This window comes from Pseudarthrobacter sp. TE3704 (assembly GCF_056279405.1).
This window is the reverse complement of the sequence record NZ_JBWCCJ010000013.1, coordinates 1-19067: the sequence shown is the minus strand read 5'-3', so window position 1 is coordinate 19067 and position 19067 is coordinate 1. Positions and strand designations below refer to the sequence as shown.

17 protein-coding genes and 1 tRNA gene are annotated in these 19067 nt (G+C 66.1%); all 18 read left to right on the top strand.

Features of this window, described 5'->3' with window-relative positions:
• Positions 1-57 precede the first annotated feature (57 nt).
• The 18 genes from ACZ9BC_RS21955 to ACZ9BC_RS21870 all read left to right on the top strand — a co-directional run bounded on the left by ACZ9BC_RS21955 (position 58) and on the right by ACZ9BC_RS21870 (position 18936).
• The gene (locus tag ACZ9BC_RS21955; RefSeq protein WP_476247812.1) at positions 58-1644 is read left to right on the top strand and encodes an ABC transporter ATP-binding protein; all 1587 of its coding nucleotides are present in this window, start codon (positions 58-60) and stop codon (positions 1642-1644) included.
• Complete coding sequence (locus ACZ9BC_RS21950; protein WP_476247811.1) at positions 1637-3019, top strand: ABC transporter permease; 1383 nt, start codon at positions 1637-1639, stop codon at positions 3017-3019. Before ACZ9BC_RS21955 ends, ACZ9BC_RS21950 begins: the two co-directional genes overlap by 8 nt.
• The gene (locus ACZ9BC_RS21945; RefSeq protein ID WP_476247810.1) at positions 3016-4335 is read left to right on the top strand and encodes an ABC transporter permease; all 1320 of its coding nucleotides are present in this window, start codon (positions 3016-3018) and stop codon (positions 4333-4335) included. Before ACZ9BC_RS21950 ends, ACZ9BC_RS21945 begins: the two co-directional genes overlap by 4 nt.
• A 5-nt stretch (positions 4336-4340) precedes the next feature.
• Positions 4341-4748 carry a cytidine deaminase gene (locus ACZ9BC_RS21940; protein WP_476247809.1) on the top strand — a complete coding sequence of 136 codons (408 nt, stop codon included), beginning with the start codon at positions 4341-4343 and terminating at the stop codon, positions 4746-4748.
• On the top strand, positions 4745-6061 hold the full coding sequence (locus ACZ9BC_RS21935; protein ID WP_476247808.1) for a thymidine phosphorylase: 1317 nt from the start codon (positions 4745-4747) through the stop codon (positions 6059-6061). Before ACZ9BC_RS21940 ends, ACZ9BC_RS21935 begins: the two co-directional genes overlap by 4 nt.
• 6 nt (positions 6062-6067) lie before the next feature.
• Positions 6068-6697: a DedA family protein gene (locus ACZ9BC_RS21930; protein WP_476247807.1), complete on the top strand. Its 630-nt coding sequence runs from the start codon at positions 6068-6070 to the stop codon at positions 6695-6697.
• Positions 6698-6908: 211 nt separating this feature from the next.
• Positions 6909-7628, top strand: a complete 720-nt coding sequence (locus tag ACZ9BC_RS21925; protein WP_079595718.1) for a DedA family protein — start codon at positions 6909-6911, stop codon at positions 7626-7628.
• Between the two features lie 42 nt (positions 7629-7670).
• On the top strand, positions 7671-8801 hold the full coding sequence (locus ACZ9BC_RS21920) for an adenosine deaminase (protein WP_476247806.1): 1131 nt from the start codon (positions 7671-7673) through the stop codon (positions 8799-8801).
• A 106-nt stretch (positions 8802-8907) separates the two neighbouring features.
• Complete coding sequence (locus ACZ9BC_RS21915) at positions 8908-9474, top strand: MazG nucleotide pyrophosphohydrolase domain-containing protein (protein ID WP_476247834.1); 567 nt, start codon at positions 8908-8910, stop codon at positions 9472-9474.
• A gap of 139 nt (positions 9475-9613) precedes the next feature.
• Positions 9614-10894 (top strand): phosphopyruvate hydratase, encoded by a 1281-nt coding sequence (gene eno, locus ACZ9BC_RS21910; protein ID WP_079595716.1) that lies wholly within the window; start codon positions 9614-9616, stop codon positions 10892-10894.
• 71 nt (positions 10895-10965) lie between these two features.
• Positions 10966-11643, top strand: coding sequence for an FtsB family cell division protein (locus ACZ9BC_RS21905; protein WP_476247805.1), 678 nt, complete (start codon positions 10966-10968; stop codon positions 11641-11643).
• A gap of 28 nt (positions 11644-11671) precedes the next feature.
• Positions 11672-12343: a DUF501 domain-containing protein gene (locus tag ACZ9BC_RS21900; RefSeq protein ID WP_476247804.1), complete on the top strand. Its 672-nt coding sequence runs from the start codon at positions 11672-11674 to the stop codon at positions 12341-12343.
• A complete protein-coding gene (locus tag ACZ9BC_RS21895) occupies positions 12340-13302 on the top strand; it encodes a Ppx/GppA phosphatase family protein (RefSeq protein WP_476247803.1) in 963 nt (320 codons plus the stop codon). The genes ACZ9BC_RS21900 and ACZ9BC_RS21895 overlap by 4 nt, the downstream gene beginning before the upstream one ends.
• Positions 13303-13329: 27 nt before the next feature.
• Positions 13330-14691, top strand: a complete 1362-nt coding sequence (locus ACZ9BC_RS21890; protein WP_476247802.1) for a S8 family serine peptidase — start codon at positions 13330-13332, stop codon at positions 14689-14691.
• 53 nt (positions 14692-14744) lie between these two features.
• Positions 14745-16223 carry an NAD(P)/FAD-dependent oxidoreductase gene (locus ACZ9BC_RS21885; RefSeq protein ID WP_476247801.1) on the top strand — a complete coding sequence of 493 codons (1479 nt, stop codon included), beginning with the start codon at positions 14745-14747 and terminating at the stop codon, positions 16221-16223.
• Between the two features lie 106 nt (positions 16224-16329).
• Complete coding sequence (locus ACZ9BC_RS21880; protein ID WP_476247800.1) at positions 16330-17271, top strand: N-acetyltransferase; 942 nt, start codon at positions 16330-16332, stop codon at positions 17269-17271.
• 20 nt (positions 17272-17291) lie between these two features.
• Positions 17292-17365, top strand: a tRNA-Leu gene (locus ACZ9BC_RS21875).
• A 218-nt stretch (positions 17366-17583) separates the two neighbouring features.
• Positions 17584-18936 (top strand): ABC transporter substrate-binding protein, encoded by a 1353-nt coding sequence (locus ACZ9BC_RS21870; RefSeq protein ID WP_476247799.1) that lies wholly within the window; start codon positions 17584-17586, stop codon positions 18934-18936.
• The last annotated feature ends 131 nt before the right edge of the window (positions 18937-19067 follow it).

The window sequence follows — 19067 nt, the reverse complement described above, 5'->3', positions numbered from 1 at the left end:
CTGCAGCCATATATCCCGTCCGGTCGATCACTGGACGCTTCGAGATTGGTCAGAGTTTTGAAACTTGAACTCAGAGGGATCACCAAACGCTTCGGGACTTTGCTTGCCAACGACCACATCGACGTGGTGGTTGAACCCGGACAAATCCACTGCCTGCTGGGCGAGAACGGGGCCGGAAAATCCACCCTGATGAATGTGCTGTACGGCCTGTACGAGCCGTCCGAGGGCGAAATCCTCGTCGATGACAAACCCGTTTCCTTCCGCGGCCCCGGCGACGCCATGGCGGCCGGCATCGGCATGGTGCACCAGCACTTCATGCTCGTCCCGGTGTTCACGGTTGTCGAGAATGTGGCACTCGGTGCCGAACCCACCAAGGCTGCCGGCTTCCTGAACCTGGACGAGACCCGCCGCCGGATCAAGGAGATCTCGGACCAGTACGGCTTCGACGTCGACCCGGACGCCCTGGTGGAGGACCTGCCCGTGGGCGTCCAGCAGCGCGTCGAGATCATCAAGGCGCTGGTCCGGAACGCCAAGGTCCTGATCCTGGATGAGCCCACTGCGGTGCTGACGCCCCAGGAAACTGACGAGCTGCTGGACATCATGCGCCAGCTCAAATCCGGCGGCACTTCCATCGTGTTCATCTCCCACAAACTGCGGGAAGTGAAGGAAGTCTCGGACACCATCACGGTCATCCGGCGCGGAAAGGTGGTGGGCACGGCGCATCCCGCCACCCCCACCGCGGAACTCGCCTCTATGATGGTGGGCCGCGCCGTCAGCCTGAGCCTGGACAAGGCGCCGGCCCAGCCGAAGGAAAAGACCTTCGAGGTCCGCGACCTCACCGTCATCGCACCCAACGGCCACCACGTGGTGGACGGACTCAGCTTCGACATCGCGCGCGGGGAGATCCTGGCGATCGCCGGAGTCCAGGGCAACGGCCAGACCGAACTAACCGAAGCCATCCTGGGACTCCAGGAGCGTGTGTCCGGCTCCGTCAAACTGGACGGCAAGGAACTCCTGGGCCGCTCCGTCAAGGAGGTCCTGCAGGCCGGCGTCGGATTTGTTCCCGAGGACCGCAAGGTGGACGGCCTGGTGGGCACGTTCTCCGTGGCGGAGAACCTGGTCCTGGACCTTTACGACAAGCCGCCGTTTGCCAAGGGAATCAGCATGAGCCCGGCAAAAGTCCTCGAGAACGCCAAGGCGCGCATTGGTGAATTCGACGTCCGTACCCCCTCTGCCGCCGCGGCCGCCGGAACGTTGTCAGGCGGCAACCAGCAAAAAGTCGTGATGGCGCGTGAACTCTCCCGCCCGCTGCGGCTGTTCATCGCCTCCCAGCCAACCCGGGGCGTGGACGTGGGGTCCATCGAGTTCCTGCACCGCCGCATTGTCTCGGAGCGGGACCAGGGCACGCCGGTCATGATCATCTCCACGGAACTGGACGAGGTGATGGAACTCGCCGACCGCATCGCTGTGCTCTACAAGGGCAGGCTGGTGGGCGTTGTGCCCGCCGGCACCAGCCGCGACACCCTGGGCCTGATGATGGCCGGCATACCGCCGGAGGAACACGCACACACGTCCCAGGCCGGCCCTGTCACGGCCACGACCCCAGCCTCCACCCCAGACGCCGAGGGAGACGACCATGTCTGAAAACCACCCCAAGCACGCAGCCGGGGAGCACGGCAGGCCCGGCCACAAGGATCCACACCATCCCAGCCCTGCTGAGGAGGAAACTGCAGCCGTCGTCTCCGTGGATACAGCGGGCGGCGCCATGGAACCGTCCGCCGTCCCGGCCACCGCCCAAAGCGGGCAGCTTCCCGGTGGCCCGGACACGCTGCTCCGCAGGATCTTTACCGGGAGCGGCATGGTCTCGGTCCTCGCGGTGCTGCTGGCCCTCATTATCGGCGGCCTGCTGATTGCCAGCACGGACAGGCAGGTGGCCACCACCGCAACATACTTCTTCGCCCGGCCCACGGACCTCCTTTCAGCGGTCTGGAATGCGGCCACCCGCTCCTACATCGCCCTGTTCCAAGGCTCGGTATTCAACCCCCGGGGCAACAGCGTGGCGGCGCAGTTCGCGCCGTTCATGGAGACCCTCACCATCGCCACCCCGCTCATCACGGCCGGTTTGGGCGTGGCGCTGGCATTCCGCGCGGGCCTCTTCAACATCGGCGCGCAGGGCCAGATCATCGTGGCCGGCATCCTGGCCGCCTGGGTGGGCTTCGCCCTGAACCTGCCCCTGGGCCTGCACCTGCTGCTGGTCCTGGCGGCCGGCATCATCGGCGGCGCCCTGTGGGGCGGACTGGTTGGCGTGCTCAAAGCCCGCACCGGCGCCCATGAGGTGATCCTCACCATCATGTTCAACTACATCGCGCTGTACTTCCTGCGGTACCTCCTGAATACGCCGGCGTTCCAGCGGCCGGGGGAGTCGAACCCCATTTCGCCGATCCTCGATCCCACCGCCGTCTACCCGCAGATTTTCGGGAGCCAGTACCGGCTCCACCTGGGCTTCATCCTCGCCATCGGAGCCACCGTCCTGGTGTGGTGGCTCCTGAACCGCTCCACCGTCGGCTTCGAATTCCGGGCCGTCGGCGCCAACCCCAAGGCCGCCCAGACCGCCGGAATCAACGTCTCCCGCTCCACCATCCTGGTGATGGCCATCGCCGGCGGACTGGCCGGAATGTCCGGTGTGGCCCAGGTGGCCGGCACCGAGAAGGTCCTCACGGACGGCGTCGCAGCCACCTACGGCTTTGACGCCATCACCGTTGCGCTGCTGGGACGTTCGACGCCGTGGGGCACGTTCGCCGCCGGCCTGCTGTTCGGCGCCTTCCGAGCCGGAGCCGTGCAGATGCAGATCCAGACCGGCACCCCCATCGACATCGTCCTGGTGGTCCAGTCCCTTATCGTCCTCTTCATCGCCGCGCCGCCACTGGTCCGTGCCGTGTTCGGCCTGAATCCGCGGCGCAGGAAGCCCGCCCGCGCCGTCAAGTCCCGGCAGGCAGCCACTACCGGAGGTGCAGCATGAGCACAACAGTTTCGTCCCCCCGGCCGGGGACCCCACAGCCGGCCGGAACGGACAACGGCGCAGCCACCATGTCCGCAAAGCCGGTGGGCTGGAAGACGCCGGCGCTGCTTACCGCCTTCGGTCTGATTGCCCTGGTCTTTTTTGGGCTGCTGGCCCCCAACCAGACCGCCAGCTTCGGTATCTCCACCAGCGAGGACTTTTTCCAGCTGCCCGCCCTGGCGGTGAACGCCTTCGCCGGAGGCCTCGTGTTGTCCATCCTGCTGCTGGGGCTGGCAGGGTACGCCGTCTACCTCAAAACGAAGGGCCGGCCCGCACCCGGCTGGCTGACCATCACGTTCATCGTCCTGTTCGTGGCCGCGTTCCTGATCTGGGTGGTAGGCGGCGCCCGGACGCCCACTATCTCCTTGGCCGGCCTCATCGCCGGCTCCGTCACCCTGGCTGTCCCCCTCGTGTTCGGCTCGCTGTCCGGCGTCCTGTGCGAACGTGTGGGCGTGGTCAACATCGCCATTGAAGGGCAACTGCTCGGCGGCGCCTTCACGGCCGCAATCGTGGCCAGCATGACCCAGAACCCCTTCATCGGGCTCCTGGCCGCTGCCGTGGCCGGGGCTGTTGTGTCCATGGTGCTGGCGTTGTTCAGCATCAAGTACCTGGTCAACCAGATCATCGTCGGCGTGGTCCTGAACGTGCTCGTCTCCGGCGTCACCGGCTTCCTGTTCAGCACCGTCATGCAGGCCAACAAAGCCCAGTTCAACTCACCGCCAGGGCTGGACATCATCGAGATTCCTGTCCTGTCCAGCATTCCGGTGATCGGGCCGATCCTGTTCCGCCAGTCCCTGGTGGGCTACCTCATGTACATCGCAGTCCTGGTGGTCTGGGTGGGGCTGTTCAAGACCAGGTGGGGCCTGCGGGTACGGGCAGTAGGGGAGCACCCGCAGGCTGCGGACACCATGGGCATCAACGTGAACGCCACCCGCTTCTGGAACGTCACCCTCGGCGGTGCAGTAGCCGGAATCGGTGGCTCCTTCTTCACCCTGGTGGCGATCGACAGCTTCACCAAGGAGATCTCCGGTGGCCGCGGCTTCATCGCACTCGCCGCCCTGATCTTCGGCCGTTGGAACCCGATCGGTGCCTTCTTCGCCGCCCTGCTGTTCGGCTTCGCGGACAACCTGCAGAGCATCGTCACCATCATCGGGACGCCCGTCCCCAGCCAGTTCATGGCCATGCTGCCCTACCTGGTGACCGTCCTCGCCGTGGCGGGACTGGTCGGCAGGTCCCGGGGACCAGCCGCCAGCGGCATACCGTACGTCAAGGGTTGACGACCGTGGAACCCGCAACCACGGTGGACTGGCAAGCCCTGGAGGAAGCCGCCGTCGCCGCAATGCAGAACGCCTACGTTCCGTACTCGAAGTTTCCCGTGGGGGCTGCAGCCCTCACGGGCGACGGCCGGATTGTCAGTGGCTGCAACGTAGAGAACGCAAGTTACGGCTTGACCCTTTGTGCGGAATGCGCCCTGGTGGGCAACCTGCAGATGACCGGCGGCGGGCTGCTGCGGGCCTTCTATTGCGTGGACGGCAGGGGAAACATCCTGATGCCCTGCGGCCGCTGCCGCCAGCTCCTGTACGAATTCCGCGCCCCGGGCATGGAACTTATGACCACCCAAGGCATTAAAACCATGGACCAGGTGCTGCCTGACGCCTTCGGTCCCGAACACCTGGAGGAAACCCGGTGACAGACAAGAAAGCCGAAGCGTTCGACGCAGTGGACATCATCCGCGTCAAGCGCGACAAGGGAACGCTGACCCCGGAACAGATCGACTGGACCATCGACGCGTACACCCGGGGAGCCATTGCAGATGAGCAGATGGCTGCACTCAACATGGCCATCCTGCTCAACGGCATGAACCGCACCGAAATCGCACGCTGGACAGCGGCGATGATCGCCTCCGGCGAGACGATGGACTTTTCCAGCCTGCGCCGGCCGGACGGCGGCCTGAAGTACACCTCTGACAAGCACTCCACCGGCGGCGTGGGGGACAAGATTACGTTGCCGCTGGCCCCGCTGGTGGCGGTGTTCGGCGTCGCCGTCCCGCAGCTCTCCGGCCGGGGGCTGGGCCACACGGGCGGCACCCTTGACAAGCTCGAATCCATCCCCGGCTGGCGCGCTGCCCTGAGTAACGAGGAGATGCTGGCCCAGCTCCAGGACGTGGGCGCAGTGATCTGCGCAGCCGGCGCCGGCCTTGCGCCGGCGGACAAGAAGCTGTATGCCCTGCGGGACGTTACTGGAACCGTCGAAGCCATTCCGCTGATTGCCTCGTCCATCATGAGCAAAAAAATCGCCGAGGGCACTGGCTCCCTGGTCCTGGACGTCAAGGTGGGCAGCGGCGCGTTCATGAAGGACGAAGCCTCGGCAAGGGAACTCGCTGAAACCATGGTGGCCCTGGGCAAGGACGCGGGCGTGAACACCGTTGCCCTGCTCACCAACATGGACACCCCGCTGGGCCTCACCGCGGGCAACGCCATCGAAGTTGAGGAGTCCGTTGAGGTGCTGGCCGGCGGCGGACCCTCCGATGTTGTGGAGCTGACCGTCCGGCTGGCGGAGGAGATGCTCGCCTGCGCCGGGGTCCACGACGCCGACCCAGCGGCCGCGTTGAAGGACGGCCGCGCTATGGACGTGTGGAACCGGATGATTGAGGCCCAGGGCGGCGACCCGCGTGCACAGCTGCCCGTCGCCCGGGAATCCGACGTGGTCTACGCCCCGGCGGACGGCGTGCTCGTGGAGCTCGACGCGCTCGCCGTTGGCGTGGCCGCATGGCGGCTGGGAGCGGGCCGGGCCCGCAAGGAAGACGCAGTGCAGGCCGGGGCCGGCGTCCGGATGCATGCCAAACCCGGTGCCTTGGTCCGCGCCGGCGAGCCCCTGATGACGCTGCTCACCGATACCCCGGAACGGTTCGCGCGCGCCCGGGAAGCGCTCGAGCACGCAGTGGTCATCGCTCCCGAAGGATCCCGGCCGGCCCAACGACTGATCATCGACCGAATAGCATAAGAACCCATGCAGGCCATCAATGACTTCATCCTTGCCGCAGCCGGACAACCCTGGGTGCTTTTCCTGGTTCTGGCATGCTGCGTCATTGACGGCTTTTTCCCGCCGATTCCGAGCGAGTCAGTGGTGGTGGGACTGGCGGCCGTGGCTGCCACGGCCGACGTCCCCAACCCCTGGGTCTTGATGCTGGTGGCCGCCCTGGGCGCCTTCTCCGGAGACAACATCGCCTATCTGATCGGTCGCCGGGTGGGAACCACCAGGTGGTCCTGGATGCGGGGTCCCCGGATGCAGAGCGCCTTCCGGTGGGCCGGCGCGGAATTGCGGAAACGTCCAGCCTCGCTGATCCTGGTGGCCCGGTTCGTCCCGATCGGCCGCGTGGCCGTCAACCTGACGGCGGGGGCCACGCGCTACCAGCACGCGCGCTTCCTGGGCTTGACTGCCCTCTCGGCCGTTCTCTGGGGGGCGTACTCCGTAGGGATCGGGCTGTTTTTCGGGCAGTGGTTCGAGGAAAACCACCTTCTGGGAGCGGCCATCGCCATCGTCTGCGCCGTGGCGCTGGGCATCGTGGTGGACCTGGTGATCAACCGGATCCGGCGGAAAACCCCCATCGTGGAACGGATGCGGGAACCCGAGGCCTGACGCGGCAGGTCAGCCCCTTGGTGGACGCGCTGAAGCCCTGAAGATCACCCGCAGGGACGACAGTTCCGCGGCGCCTGCCGCGATAACGTGAGGTGGTTGTTCCGGGGCCGGGGCGTAGCGAACGACGCCCCGGCCGTGGGACACTTAGGAACGATTTCCGCTATGGCAGCGTCGCTTTGGCTGCGTCATCTTTGTCTAGGAGCAAGACCGCGTGGAGTTTATTAATGAGGCCGTGCTCCATGCAGCGGGCCAGTGGTGGATTTACCCCATCCTGCTGGTGTTTTTCTTCGTGGACGGCTTCGCGATGGTGGTCCCCAGCGAAACCCTCATCGTGGCCCTCGCGGCCTTCTCCAGGCACAGCGGGGAACCCAACCTGTGGATCCTCGGAACAACCGCATTGATCGGCGCCATCGCCGGCGACAACATGGCCTTTATGCTGGGACGCCGGATCGGGCTTGACCGATGGAAATGGATGCGGCGTCCCAAGGTCAAGAAGGCCTTCGGCTGGGCCCGCTATGAACTGGACAAGCGCGGGGCCGTGCTGATCTTCACCGCCCGCTACATCCCCTGGGGCCGGGTGGCTGTCAACTATGTTGCCGGAAGCACGGGCTTTGGCCACCGCCGCTTTTTCCTGCTGGACGCCTTTGCCTGTGTCACGTGGGTGGGCTACTCCATCGGCATTGGCCTGCTGGCCAGCTCCTTCCCCTGGCTGCACCACAACCCGTTGCTTAGTGCCGGCATCGCCGTGGTGTTCGCCATCGTCCTGGGCATCCTCATCGATCACCTGCTCCGCTGGTGGCACAAGCATCTTGCGCGCAACGACGCCGAAGAAGTGGACGAATGGCTCGACGGCGGCCCGTCCGGCGCGCGTGACGGCAAGGGCGGGTCAACCATTCTCGCCCCGTCCGCAGACGGCGGACCGGCAGCCTGACAGCGGCTGGCTTTGAGCCCCGGCCCACCCTAAGGTGGGAACGTGACTGAGCCTATTGTTGACGCTGCCCCTGCCCTCGATTTTGACCTGAAGAGCCTGCCCAAGGTTTCACTTCACGACCACCTGGACGGGGGCCTCCGTCCAGCCACCATCATCGAACTGGCTGAGGCCGTTGGCCACACGCTCCCCTCGACCGATCCCGTTGCCTTGGGCCAGTGGTTCCGCGAGTCTGCCGACTCAGGATCCCTGGTCCGCTACCTGGAGACGTTCGACCACACCGTGGCCGTCATGCAGACGCGCGAAGGCCTGGTCCGGGTGGCCAGGGAATTCGTCGAGGACCTCGCCGATGACGGCGTGGTGTACGGCGAAGTGAGGTGGGCTCCCGAACAGCACCTGCAGAAGGGGCTCACGCTGGACGAAGCCGTGGAAGCAGTCCAGGAAGGCCTCGAAGCCGGCGTCGAAGCAGTAGGGGAGAGCGGCCGCGAAATCCAGGTGGGCCAGCTCATCACGGCCATGCGCCACGCAGACCGCGGCCAGGAGATCGCCGAGCTCGCCGTCCGCCACCGCAACAAGGGTGCCGTGGGCTTCGACATCGCCGGAGCAGAGGACGGCTTCCTGCCGTCCCGCTTCAAGGACGCCTTTACGTACCTGGCACAGCAGAACTTCCCCGCCACGGTGCATGCCGGTGAGGCCGCCGGGCTGGAAAGCATCCAGTCCGCACTGGTGGACGGCCGTGCGCTGCGGCTGGGGCACGGCGTCCGGATCGCCGAGGACATCATGGTGGAATTCGACGACGACGCCGAGGACACCGTGGGCCTGGTCACTCTGGGGGATCTCTCCAGCTGGATCCGCGACCGCGGCATCGCACTGGAGATCTGCCCCTCCTCGAACCTGCAGACCGGTGCCATCGCAGCCTTCGGTGACGGCATCGACAGCCACCCCCTGGACATGCTCTACCAGCTGGGCTTCAACGTCACCATCAACACCGACAACCGGCTCATGAGCGGCGTCACCCTCACGGACGAGTTCGACCTCCTGGTGGAAACGTTCGACTACGACCTCGACGACCTGCTCGAGCTCACCCTGAACGCCGCCGAGGCTTCCTTCCTGCCCCTGGAGGAAAAGGAGGCGCTGGTGGAGTACATCAACGACGCCTACGCCAACCTTGGCTGACAATGACGCCGGCAGCTCCCCCATGGGGGAGCTCCCCAGCAGTTCCCCGGGCGAGCTCGCGGAGCTGCTGGGGAAGATCGCGGCCCTGCGCGAGCACTGTCCCTGGATGGGGGCGCTGACCCACGCCTCGCTGGTGGAGTACCTCCTCGAGGAGGCCTATGAAGTTGCCGAAACCATCGAGACCGGGAATCCTGACGCCGAACTCCAGGGCGAGCTGGGCGATGTCCTGCTCCAGGTGGTGCTCCACGCCCGGCTCGCCGAGGAGCGCGGGGCGTTTACGTTCGACGACGTTGCGCGCGGCCTGGCTGCCAAAATGGTCCGCCGGAACCCGCATGTTTTCCGGCCGGACGGCTCGCTGCAGGACAGCTTTCCCGCGACCGTTGACGAGATTGTCCGTAAGTGGGACGCAGTGAAGCGGGCGGAGCATCCGGCACGCACCAATCCCTTCGAGGGGATTCCCCAGGCGCTCCCGGCACTGGCGCGGGCGCAAAAGTCCGTGGACCGCGCGGCCCGCGCGGGCGCGCTGCTGCCTCCTCCGGCTCCCATTCCGGAAACGGAGGACGAGCTCGGGGAGCAGCTCCTCGCCGTCGTGCGTTCAGCCCACGCTGCCGGATTCGACGCAGAGCGTGCCCTGCGTGGCGCCGTGCGCCGCTACCAGCAGAGGGCACCGTAAGCCCAACACCGCATCATCATGACGCAGTGGCTGGATAGGTTTCCGTAACCCGCACCACTCTCGACTACGCTGGTCTCTGACGAGTACGTCGAGTCTTTCTGCAAGATCCCCCCGTTAATCGCCCATAAGGAGCAAATTCATGGCGCTTATCGATGCCATCCACGCCCGCGAGATCCTCGATTCCCGTGGCAACCCGACCGTAGAAGTTGAAGTCCTGCTCTCCGACGGCCAGATCGGCCGCGCAGCAGTTCCCTCCGGCGCTTCCACCGGCGAGCACGAGGCCGTTGAACTGCGTGACGGCGACAAGGGCCGTTACCTCGGCAAGGGCGTCCAGAAGGCCGTTGACGCGATCATCGACCAGATCGCTCCGGCCCTGACCGGCTTCGACGCCACCGACCAGCGCAGCATCGACCAGGCAATGCTGGACCTGGACGGCACCCCCAACAAGGGCAAGCTGGGCGCCAATGCCATCCTGGGCGTTTCCCTGGCCGTGGCCAACGCGGCCGCAGCTTCCGCCGACCTGCCCCTCTACAAGTACCTGGGCGGTCCCAACGCCCACGTCCTGCCGGTCCCGCTGATGAACATCCTCAACGGCGGCTCGCACGCCGACTCGGACGTCGACATCCAGGAATTCATGGTTGTCCCGCTGGGTGCCGAGACCTTCTCCGAGGGCCTGCGCTGGGGCGTTGAGGTTTACCACGCCCTCAAGTCCGTCCTGAAGGAAAAGGGCCTGGCCACCGGCCTGGGCGACGAAGGCGGCTTCGCGCCGAACCTGCCGTCCAACCGTGCAGCACTGGACCTGATCCAGGAAGCCATCAAGAACGCCGGCTACACCCCGGGCAAGGACATCGCGCTGGCCCTGGACGTTGCCTCCTCCGAGTTCTTCACAGACGGTGCCTACCAGTTCGAGGGCAAGTCGCTGACCTCCGCCGAGATGAGCGCCTACTACACCGAACTCGTTGCCGACTACCCGCTGGTCTCCATCGAGGACCCGCTGGACGAAAACGACTGGGACGGCTGGAAGACCCTCACCGACTCCATCGGTGACAAGGTCCAGCTGGTTGGTGACGATCTGTTCGTCACCAACCCCTCCATCCTGCAGCGCGGCATCGACACCAAGACCGCCAACTCCCTGCTGGTCAAGGTCAACCAGATCGGCTCCCTCACGGAGACCCTGGACGCCGTCAGCCTGGCCCAGCGCGCCGGTTACACCACCATCACCTCGCACCGCTCCGGCGAGACCGAGGACACCACCATCGCCGACATCTCGGTGGCCACCAACGCCGGCCAGATCAAGACCGGCGCACCGGCACGCTCCGAGCGCGTTGCAAAGTACAACCAGCTTCTGCGCATCGAAGAGGAACTCGACGATGCCGCACGCTACGCCGGCCGCAGCGCGTTCCCGCGTTTCAAGGGCTAGTAGCCGCGTAAGCCAACAAACGGTGGCTATGGTTGAAAGACCATAGCCACCGTTGCTGTTTCAGGAGTGTCATGGCTACCCGCCGTCCCAAAGTCCCCAAGGTCGCCCCCACCCGCCAAGCCAGGGAAACCTCCGACGGCGCCGAGATCATCCAGGCGGACTTCGGCTCCGGCAAGGACAAGGCGGGGCAGGAGGTCCATGCCGGCAAGGCGGGCGGTGCCGCGACCGGCAGCGCTTCGACGGGGAAGGCCGGTTCACTCACAGCCGGATCCCGTCCCAAGGCCGGAGCTACGGCCGGGGGCAGGGGGAGCAGCGCGGCCGCCGGCGCCCGGGAACCTGCCGCCGAGGAGGACCAGCACCCCGTTCCGGCGAAGGCGTTTTCGGGCCGGATGCTGGCACTGGCCGTGGTGATGATTGCCATCACCGTCATGCTGGCGCCCACCGTCAAGATCTTCTTCGACAAGAAGGCTGAGATCGACGCTTTGAACGCCGATATCGCTGCCCGTGAGGCTGAAGGTGACGTGCTTCGCCAGCAGGTTTCCCGCTGGCAGGACCCTAACTACGTGAAACAGCAGGCCCGCGACCGCATTAACATGGTTATGCCGGGCGAAACCGGCTACTGGGTTTTTGGCAGCGATTTGCCCGCCGGGGAAACCAGTGGCCAGCCCGGCGCAGCAGCACAAGACCCCGCCGATCTGCCGTGGGTGGATTCCCTGTGGGAGTCCATTACGCGCGCGGCCACAGACTGAACCGCAAAAGGAAGGACGGCCCGCGACAGTGGAACACAACACCGCAGCCGCCCGGGAGGAATCCCGCCAACCATCACCGCATGACCTTGAAGTACTGAGCCGGCAGCTGGGACGGCCGGTGCGTGACGTGGTGGAGATTCCTGCGCGCTGCGTCTGCGGCAACCCGCTCGTTGCGGCCACCGCTCCGCGCCTGAGTAACGGCACCCCGTTCCCCACCACGTTCTACCTCACCCATCCGGTCATCACCTCCGCGGTGTCCAGGCTCGAGGCGGCCGGTGTCATGAACGACATGAACGGGCAGTTGACTGCTGACGCTGAACTCGCTGCCGCCTACCGCTCCGCCCACGACGCCTACCTGGCCGCGCGCGACGCCATCGGCCAGCGGTCGGGCATTGGCGCTGTCCCCGAAATCGACGGTATTTCCGCCGGCGGCATGCCTACGCGCGTCAAGTGCCTCCACGTCCTGGTTGGCCATTCATTGGCGGCCGGCCCGGGGGTCAATCCTCTGGGCGACGAGGCGCTGCTCCAGATCCGGGAATGGTGGACCGCGGACACATGCTATTGCGACGGCGCCTGGGACACTACCGGCGAGGCACCCTCACGGGACCTCAGCCGCCACGGACCGCAGGGCCTGCCGGACATCGTGGGCCGCCCCGCACCTGTCCGCAAGTCCGCCAACCCTGCCGAGGCACAACAATGACCCGCGCCGGAACCACCCGGGTGGCCGCCATCGACTGCGGCACCAACTCCATCCGCCTCCTCATCGCGGATATCGACCGCAGCGACGGCGCCACCACCCTCACGGATGTAGTACGCGAAATGCGGGTGGTGCGCCTTGGCCAGGGCGTTGACGCCACCGGCGAGCTCGCCCCCGAAGCACTCGAGCGAACGTTCGCGGCGACAGCCGACTACGCCCAGCTGATCCGCGAACACCGCGCCGAAGCTGTCCGCTTCGTGGCCACCTCCGCCAGCAGGGACGCCCGGAACCGGGACGTCTTCGTGGACGGCATCCGCAAGCTGCTGGGGGTGGAACCGGAAGTGATTTCCGGGGACGAGGAAGCCGCGCTGTCCTTTGCCGGAGCCAGCAGTGTCCTGCCCATCCTGGACGGCCACGAAGTCCTGGTGGTGGACCTCGGCGGCGGAAGCACCGAGTTCGTCCTGGGCACGGCGGAAGGAGTCACCGCAGCCAAATCCGTGGACATCGGATGTGTACGCCTGACGGAACGGCACCTGCGCAACGATCCACCCACCGCCGAACAGATAGCAGCGGCGGAAGCCGACGTGGACGCTGCCATCGCCCGCGCCGGACAGAACGTTCCGCTGGAACGCGCCACCGCCGTCGTCGGCGTTGCCGGCTCCATCACCACCATCACGGCCCACGCCCTGAAGCTGCCGGAATACTCGCCGGACGTGATCCACGGCACCGAACTGCCCATCGACACCGTGCGGGCCGCCTCCACCGACCTTCTGGAAATGGTCCGCTTGGAGCGGGCCGCGCTGCCGTACATGCACCCGGGACGGGTGGACGTCATTGGGGCGGGCGGTTTGGTCTGGCGCAGGATTCTGGAACGGATGGGCGGACTGAGCGGCGGGCGGATCACCACGGCAACGGCCAGCGAGCACGACATCCTCGACGGCATCGCCCTGAGCATCGGCTGAGGGCAGATGCAGCCTTCCACGAAACCCATGCTGCAGAGGACAGGATCGGCGGCGCTTGCCCTGGTCCTCGCTGCCTGCTGCCTTTGTACCGGACTCTTCACTCCGCCCGCAGCGCACGCCGACGAATGGCGGGACAAGCAGTACTGGCTGGCGGAATCCGGCATCAACAAGGCGTGGGAGGTGTCCAAGGGCGCCGGCGTTAAAGTAGCCATCATCGACAGCGGCGTGGACGCCCAGCACCCGGACCTCAAGGGAGCGGTGGCAGGCGGTTACGACGCTTCCGGCTCGGGCCAGCCGGACGGCCGGAAAAGCGTCGGCATAAAGCCCGAACACGGCACCCTGGTGGCCACCATGCTCGCCGGCCGGGGCCACCAGCCTGCAGGCGCCACGCCCACGGCCACCCCCGGGCCCGCCGCCGCGGCTCCGGACGGAATCATGGGGGTTGCCCCGGAGGCGCAGATCCTCTCGGTATCCACGTGGCTGGGTTCCCCGAATCCTTCCGGGAAAAGCGACCAGGACCAGATTCCGGAAGCCGTCCGCTGGGCGGTGGACAACGGTGCAAAGGTCATTAACATCTCGCTCGGCAGCACCACACCCCAGTGGCCGCAAAGCTGGGATGCAGCCTTCCTTTATGCAGAACAAAAGGACGTGGTGATCGTTGCCGCTGCCGGCAACCGGATTGGCGGAAACACCCAGGTGGGTGCGCCGGCCACCATCCCGGGGGTCCTCACCGTCGCAGGCCTGGACCGCAAGGGGGCCGCAAGTGTTGATGCGTCGTCGCAGGGCATCAGCATCGGCGTCGCCGCGCCGGCCGAGAACCTCCTGGGCGGCCTGCCCGGCGGCAGCTATGCCGAGTGGGCGGGGACCTCAGGATCCGCGCCCATCGTGGCCGGAGTCGCAGCCCTGATCCGTTCCAAGTGGCCTGCCATGTCCGCCGAACAGGTCATCAACCGCATCGTTTCCACGGCCAGGGACGCCGGAGCGCCGGGCAGGGATCCCCTGTACGGATTCGGCGTGCTGAATGCCGAGGCCGCGCTCAAGGACGAGGTCCCCGAAGCCAAGAGCAACCCGCTGGGCTCCATCGCCGAATGGATCCGCGTCCACCGGCGGGGCAACCTGGCCACCCCCGCCCCGCTGCCCACAACGGACGTGCCGAGCGCGGTGCCGACGCTTCCGGAAGCTACCGTGCCTGCCGCGGAGGCGCCCTCACAGCGGGACAGTGCCATCGGCGCCGCGGTCGTGATCGGATTTGCCCTCCTGTTCGTGGCGATCATTGCGGCAGCGGCGGTCCAATTGCGGCGGGCGGCCAGGGACCCGGCCCTCGCGGCCGAGGAGCAGGAAACAGGCGTCATCGAAAAGGTGGAATCGGGCGGAAAAACGCAACATTAGGGGCCGTCACTGCAGTTAGTGAAGATTTTCACAAAGTGCGCTATCCTTAAACTATGGCAACCACCCCAGAGCTCCAGGACCGTCCCAGGGTACTCGTCGTCGGCGGCGGGTACGTCGGCCTGTACGTAGCACTCAAACTGCAGAAGAAGATCGCGAATGCCGGTGGCATCGTCACCCTCGTGGATCCACTGCCCTACATGACGTACCAGCCCTTCCTCCCCGAGGTAGCCGGCGGCAACATCGAGGCCCGCCACGCGGTTGTGTCCCACCGCCAGCACCTCAAGCAGACCGAACTGATCCAGGGTCGCGTCACCTCGATCGACCACGCCAACCGCACCGCGGTTGTGGCTCCTGCTGACGGCGGCGAGAACTTCGAGGTTCCCTACTTCGACGTCGTCCTGGCCGCCGGCGCCATCACCCGCACCTTTCCCATCAAGGGCCTCGCGGACAAGGGCATCGGTCTGAAGACCATCGAGGAAGCCGTTGCCCTGCGCAACAAGGTCCTGGAGCGCATTGAGGTTGCCTCCACCATGACCGACCCCGCTGCCCGTGCCAAGGCACTCACCTTCGTGGTGGTGGGCGGCGGCTTCGCCGGCATCGAATGCATCACCGAGATGGAGGACCTGGCCCGCGCCGCGGTCCGCAACAACCCCCGGATCAAGCAGGAGGAAGTCCGCTTCGTCCTGGTCGAAGCCATGGGCCGCATCATGCCCGAGGTCACCGCCAAGCAGGCCGAATGGGTTGTGGAGCACTTGCGCAGCCGCGGCATCGAGGTCCTGCTGAACACCTCGCTGGACAGCGCCGAAGGCACCCTCAAGCTCATCAACCTGCCGGACAAGACCCCCGCCCAGGAGTTCGAAGCCGACACCCTCGTGTGGACGGCCGGCGTGCAGGCCAACCCCATGGTCCGCTCCACCGACTTCCCGCTGGAGCCCCGGGGCCGCGTCCGCGTCCTCCCGGACCTGCGCGTTGCCGGCGATGAAGGCATCGTGGACAACGCCTGGGCAGCCGGCGACATCGCCGCTGTTCCGGACCTCACCGGCAAGGGCCTGCCCGACGGCACCTGCGTCCCCAACGCCCAGCACGCACTCCGCCAGGCCAAGCGCCTCGCGAAGAACCTGTGGGCTTCGCGGTGGGAGAAGCAGTTGAAGGACTACAAGCACAAGAACCTCGGTGCTGTGGCCGGCTTCGGTGAATGGAAGGGCGTCGCCAACATCAACCTGGTGGGCAGCATCGGCCTCAAGGGCGGACTCGCCTGGCTGGCCCACCGCGGCTACCACGGCATGGCCATGCCGACGTTCGAGCGCAAGTTCCGCGTGATCTTCAACTGGATCATCAGCTTCTTCGCCGGACGCGACACCACCCAGCTGATGGACCTGGACAACCCGCGCGGCGCCTTCGTCGCTGCCGCCGCGCCGGCCCCCAAGCCTGCCGCTGCTGCGCCTGCAGCCCCCGCCGCCGCCGCCGCGGCCGGCGGCTCCGGCTCCACCGCCGTTGAATCGAAGGAAACGGTCACGGCCCCGGCCAAGTAGTTCTCAACGCCCGACGGCGGCTGTCCCCTTGCGGGGGCGGCCGCCGTTTTGCTTATGCACGGGAAGATGTCGCGTCGCCGCCTGGCGGGCCTCTTAGACTGGCCTCATGACTGGCGATAGGAACCTTCAGGCCCTGCTGGCCGGAATGCGGCCCGTACAGCGCGGCGGGGAGTACGTCTACGTCCTCTGGCCGCACGGACGGCCGCTGGCGGGCGGCATTGAGGCGGCAGTACGCGAAGCGGAAGGCCTCACTGTGGTGCTGCCCCGGGCCGAGGCGGACAGGCAGGGACTGGCCTACGACTTCGTGGGCGCCTGGATCACCCTGGAGGTCCACTCGGCCCTTGAAGCGGTGGGGTTGACCGCCGCGGTCAGCAAGGCCCTGACCGATGCAAGGATCAGTTGCAATGTCCTGGCCGGCTTCCACCATGACCACCTCCTGGTGCCGGTGGCTGATGCACCCCGGGCCCTTGAAGTCCTGGCCGAGCTCTCGGCGCAATACAGTGATGTGTCCCGGCCCGAACTGCTGCTGCGGAACGAAACTCCGGAGGACCGCGACGCCATCCTGGCCCTGACCGCTGAAGCCTTCGCCATATCGCCGGCCACGGGGCTGCCGGCAGAGGGCGAGCCGGTGGAAGTGAAAGTGCTCCGGGCACTCTTCGACGCCAAGGAGTACCTCCCCGGGTTCAGCGTGGTGGCAGTCCTGGACGGGGAAATCGTTGGCCACGTGATCAGCACCCGCGGCTGGGTGGGGGAGCACGAACTCCTGGGACTCGGCCCCATCGGCGTAACTCCCAGGCTGCAGCGGCAGGGGATAGGTTCAGCGCTGATGAAGGAGACCATCGCCCGGGCGAATGCTGCGGGGGAGAGCGGGATCGCCCTGCTGGGCAGTCCTGACTACTACTCCCGGTTCGGGTTTGTTCCCGCAGCTTCCTTCGGTGTGCAGTCACCGGAAGCCGTGTGGGGGGACCACTTCCAGCTTCTGCCGCTCGCCCTCTGGCCCGGCGTCCACGGAACGTTCCGGTATGCCGAACCGTTCATGCTCCTCTGACGGGATACCATTGACCCGTTGCCCCAGTAGCCCAATTGGCAGAGGCAGCGGACTTAAAATCCGCGTGTTGTGGGTTCGAGTCCCACCTGGGGTACTTCGGAGATGCCGGCGGCCAAGGTGCTGCCTGGCGGGAAGCCGTCCGCGCTGCGGGCGGCTTCCCGCGTTTAATTCCACATATGCAACGACTGTTATAAGGATGTGACCTCAGTCACTTATCTTCGCCGGGGATATGCATTAGCTTGAAGCTAAATCAGGAACACCTGATTTTTCGCGTCAAAGGCCGTTCGCACCTTTAGATCGAGGAGCTTGTAAATGACTTTATTCCCCCAGGCGGGAACCCGTGTTGCCAAGCTGACAGCGCTTGGCATCGGCGTCGCCTTCATGGTGACGGCTTGCGGCGGTTCGTCCACACCAACGGCGTCCGAAACCGCCACCGGATCAGCGGGCGGCATCGCCTGCCCGGCACCTGAAGGCGGCGGAGGCGCAGCCGCCAGCCAGACTGCGGAATCAGGCTCCGTCCCCGCTTCCACCGGCACCACCGAAACCCCGCTTCGGCTGGGTTCACTGCTGCCCACCACGGGATCCCTGGCCTTCCTCGGCCCGCCCGAAATTGCCGGCGTCAACCTTGGTGTTGACGAGGTCAACAAGGCCGGCGGCGTGCTGGGCAAGCCGATCGAAGTGATCCACCGCGACTCCGGTGACACCAAGACCGACATCGCCACCCAGTCCACGTCCGCGTTGCTGGGCCAGGGCGTCAGCGCCATCATCGGTGCCGCCTCCTCCGGTGTCTCCAGGACGGTCATCAACCAGATCACCGGCGCCGGCGTCGTTCACTTCTCGCCGGCCAACACCTCGCCGGACTTCACCACCTGGGACGACAAGGGCCTGTACTGGCGTACGGCTCCCTCCGACGTCCTCCAGGGCAAGGTGCTGGGCAACTACATGGCTACATGTGGTGCGCAGACCGTTGGCATGATCGTCCTGAACGATGCCTACGGCACGGGCCTGGCGTCCAACGTCAAGTCCGCCTTCGAGGCTGCCGGCGGCCAGGTTGTGGCGGAGGAGCTCTTCAATGAGGGCGACACCCAGTTCAGCAGCCAGGTGGACAAGATCATCGCCGCGAAGCCTGATGCCATCGCCCTGATCACGTTCGACCAGGCCAAGAGCATCGTTCCGCTGATGACGGGCAAGGGTGTCCTGCCCACCCAGATGTTCCTCGTGGACGGCAACACGTCCGATTACAGCAAGGACTTCCAGCCTGGCACCCTGAAGGGCGCGCGGGGCACCATCCCGGGCACGTTTGCCCAGGAGGAGTTCAGGAAGAAGCTGCTGGCCATTGACCCGGCACTGAAGGACTACAGCTACGCAGGCGAGTCCTACGACGCCGTCAACCTCATCGCACTGGCAGCGGAATCCGCCGGAAGCACCAAGGGCGTGGATATCGCCGGCAAGCTCAAGGAAGTCTCCGAGGGCGGCGAGAAGTGCACCTCCTTCGCAGCCTGCGTCACGCTGATCCGTGAGGGCAAGAACGCCGACTACGACGGCCAGTCCGGTCCCGTCACCTTCTCGGACGCCGGCGACCCGACGGAAGCCTACATCGGCATCTACGAGTACCAGGACGACAACAAGTACACCGCAGTCAAGGAAGAGTTCGGCAAGCTCTAGGAATCCTTCCTGAACACAAGGGAGCCCCCGTCCAACTGAACTGCTCCCCGAAAGTTGGACTGAGAAATTCAGTTCCGGTTTTCGGGGAGCAGTTTTATGCGTGAGGACAGTTCGTTATCAGAGGAGCAGCG